Origin of the sequence: Thalassolituus sp. UBA2590, from assembly GCF_002339775.1 — a bacterium.
GTDB lineage: Bacteria > Pseudomonadota > Gammaproteobacteria > Pseudomonadales > Oceanobacteraceae > Thalassolituus.
Genome location: NZ_DDKU01000167.1, coordinates 1 through 3701, shown reverse-complemented (window position 1 = coordinate 3701; position 3701 = coordinate 1). Strand labels below are relative to the sequence as shown.

The following is a 3701-nucleotide window of genomic DNA, read 5'->3' as shown; positions in this document are numbered from 1 at the left end:
TTTAAAGGTCTGGGTGAAATGAACCCGATGCAGTTACGTGAAACCACGATGGACCCGAATACCCGACGTCTCGTCCAGCTGTCGCTGGAGCCGGGGGATGGCACCAATGAAATGATGGATATGCTGTTGGCGAAGAAGCGCTCCTCTGACCGTAAGGAATGGTTAGAGACGCACGGCAACGAGGTTGAGATTCTCTGATTTTTCACCGCTCCACTGTTTCCAGCACAATAGCCGGCAGTGCGCTGCTGGCACCCTTGCCTGCTATGGCTGATGGGATTGCTGCTGAGCCGTTTGATCTGATTCTGGCCGTATTACTGCTGGCCATGATTTCAGTATTCACTGTGCTGCTGTTGCTTCAGCAGCGCCAGCTACGCGCGCGCAGTGATCGTCAGCTGGGTGCGCATACCGCCTTGTTCGGCAACATTTTCGGCGCGCTGCCTGAGATGGTGTTCTACAAAGACCGGCGCGGCGTCTATCGTCTGTGTAATGGGCCGGGTAGTCGTTTTCTCGGTCGTTCGGCTGATGAAATTAAAGGTCAGCGTGATACCGACTTCTTCGATGTGCAGAGTGCTGAGCGGATGCGCCAGCGCGATGTTGAAGCCATTGAACGGCGCAGTGCGATACGCTCAGAAGAGTGGTTGCCCGGGCCAGATGGTGAACAGGTACTGCTCGAGATAAACCGCCAGCCGTTGTTCAGTGACACTCAGGAGTGTGTCGGTGTGCTTCTGACATGCCGTGACATTACGGAAACCCGCGAGAAGCAGAAGAAACTTGAGTACCAGGCGCGCCACGACATTCTGACCGGGCTTGCTAATAGAGCCTTGCTGCATGAAAAGCTGACCTTTGCGCTGCAGATGGCGAAGCGTAATGATGAGTCGCTGGCGGTGATCTTCATCGACCTTGACCGCTTTCGTGAAGTGAACGATGCGTTGGGCCATACGGTCGGTGATCTGCTGCTACGTGACGTTGCTCACCGCTTGAGCAGTAATCTGCGTGACAGCGATATCTGCGCCCGCTTGAGTGGCGATGAATTTGTCGTCGTACTGACGCAGGCGGATAAAGCCTACGTTGAGAGCAAGTGCACACAGCTTCTCGAAGCTTTAGCACGTGCATATCAGTTGCAGGGCCATTTGCTCAGTATCAATGCCAGCGCAGGGATTGCACTGGCCCCTGAGCATGGGGACAACAGTGATATTCTGCTAGTACATGCTGATGCCGCACTGCATCACGCAAAAGCGCTCGGGCGCAATCGCAGCTGCATCTATTCACAGGAACTGTCGGCTCATAAGAGCAGTCAGTTGTCGCTGGAGCAGGACTTGAGAGATGCGGTTGAGAATGAAGAGTTCAGCCTCGAGTTTCAGGGGCAGTTCCGGCCCGGAGAGCGAGTCCCTCGCCGGGTCGAAACACTGATCCGCTGGCCTCATGAATTACGCGGCCAGGTTTCTCCGCATGAATTTATTCCATTGGCAGAAAGCAGTGGCCTGATCCGGGAACTCGGTTTCTGGGTGTTACGACGCGCATGCGCTGAGTTCATGAGTTGGCGTCAGCAGGGAATGAAACTTGAGAAAATTGCCGTCAATGTGTCGGCCATGCAGATCAACAGTCGCTTCGCCGAAACGGTTGAAACCATTATGAAAGAAACCGGTTTCGAGCCCGCTTGGCTGGAGCTCGAAGTGACCGAATCGTTAATGATGTCGGGCATGACCGAGGTGAACAACCAGATTCACCAGCTTCGGGCGCTGGGTGTCGAGTTTTCAATTGATGATTTTGGTACCGGATACTCTTCGTTGAGCAAGCTGAAAGAGATGCCCGTCAGTGTGTTGAAAATCGACCGGTCGTTCGTGCGTAACATTCACGATCAGGAAAACGATTACGAGATCGCCCGCGCGATAGTGGCCATGGCCGATAGCCTGAACATTGAAGTGGTGGCTGAGGGTGTTGAAAATGAAGAGCAGGGTGAGACCCTGAGACGCCTTGGCTGCGAATGGTTGCAAGGATACCTGTACGGCCGGCCTATGGCGGCGGACGATTTCCTCAGGCACTATTCCGAAACGTAGCCCTAAACGCAGTTTAATTGTTAAGTCAGAAGCAGAATATTTTAAACACGGCCCTGTGACGGGCCTCGAGCAGACAACCGGATACTATGACGGATCAGATCAGTTATACCGATGATGGCGTTGAACGCCAGTCACTCAAACAATACACCGAGAATGCGTACCTGAATTACTCCATGTACGTCATTCTTGATCGCGCACTGCCTCATGTGGGCGATGGTATGAAGCCGGTACAGCGCCGGATCATTTATGCCATGAGCGAACTTGGCCTGAAGTCTACGGCTAAGTACAAAAAATCGGCCCGTACTGTCGGTGACGTGTTGGGTAAGTATCACCCACATGGCGACAGCGCCTGTTATGAAGCCATGGTGCTGATGGCTCAGCCGTTCTCATACCGTTACCCGCTGGTCGACGGTCAGGGTAACTGGGGTGCGCCGGATGATCCGAAGTCCTTTGCCGCGATGCGTTATACCGAAGCTAAGTTGTCACCGTTTGCTGATGTGCTTCTGAGCGAGCTTGGTCAGGGTACGGTCGAGTGGCAGCCGAACTTTGACGGCACCATGGACGAGCCTGCAACACTGCCAGCACGTCTGCCGACGGTGATGCTCAACGGTACGACCGGTATCGCGGTGGGTATGGCGACGGATATTCCGCCGCACAACGTCCGTGAAGTAACCTCGGCATGTATCCGCCTGCTGGATGAACCGAAAGCCGATATTGATGCTCTGTGTGAGCATGTCATGGCGCCGGACTTTCCGACAGAAGCCGAGATCATTACACCTCGCGAAGATCTCAAGAAGATGTACCGCACGGGGAAAGGCAGCGTCAAAATGCGCGCGGTCTACACTCTTGAAGACGGTGATATCGTCATTACGGCGCTGCCGCATCAGGTGTCTGGCGCCAAGATTCTTGAACAGATTGCAGCGCAGATGCAGGCTAAGAAGTTGCCTCTCGTCACGGATTTACGTGACGAGTCAGACCACGAGAATCCAACCCGCCTGGTAATTGTGCCTAAGTCCAACCGGGTTGATACCGCCGCAGTGATGGCGCACCTGTTTGCGACGACTGACCTTGAGAAGAACTATCGCGTTAATATGAACGTGATCGGTCTTGATGGTCGCCCGCAGGTCAAAGATCTTAAAACCATGCTCAGTGAGTGGCTGGAATACCGTACCGGTACGGTGCGTCGTCGCTTGCAGCATCGCCTGGATAAAGTACTGGCGCGTTTGCATATCCTTGAAGGTTTGTTGGTTGCCTTCCTGAACATCGACGAAGTGATCGATATTATCCGCACGGAAGACAAACCAAAGCCGGTGCTGATGGAACGCTTTGGTATTTCAGATATTCAGGCCGAAGCCATTCTTGAGTTAAAGCTTCGTCATCTGGCCAAGCTCGAAGAAATGAAGATCCGTGGCGAACAGGATGAGCTGGAGAAAGAGCGCGACATGCTCGAGAAAACTCTGGGTTCTGAACGTCGTATGAAAACTCTGATTAAGAAAGAACTGACTGCCGACGCGGAGCAGTATGGCGATGAACGTCGTTCTCCGGTGGTTACCCGTGCCGAGGCGAGAGCCTTCAGCGAGACCGAGCTGGTGTCTGCCGATCCGGTTACGGTGGTACTGTCGCAGAAAGGTTGGGTCCGCGCCG

At 54.0% G+C, this 3701-nt stretch carries 2 protein-coding genes and 1 pseudogene; all 3 read left to right on the top strand.

The genetic code is table 11. The features are described from left to right. A pseudogene (locus B2067_RS14055) lies at window positions 1–198 on the top strand (DNA topoisomerase IV subunit B); the annotation flags it as partial. A gap of 65 nt (window positions 199–263) precedes the next feature. Further along, the gene (locus B2067_RS14050; RefSeq protein ID WP_301388865.1) at window positions 264–2057 is read left to right on the top strand and encodes a putative bifunctional diguanylate cyclase/phosphodiesterase; all 1794 of its coding nucleotides are present in this window, start codon (window positions 264–266) and stop codon (window positions 2055–2057) included. 86 nt (window positions 2058–2143) lie between these two features. Further along, on the top strand, window positions 2144–3701 hold a 1558-nt coding region (gene parC, locus B2067_RS14045), incomplete at its 3' end, for a DNA topoisomerase IV subunit A (RefSeq protein ID WP_301388863.1).

Coding starts and splice junctions, on each gene's coding strand:
- B2067_RS14050 (WP_301388865.1), top strand. CDS start 264: ATGGCTGATGGGATTGCTGCTGAGCCGTTTGATCTGATTCTGGCCGTA.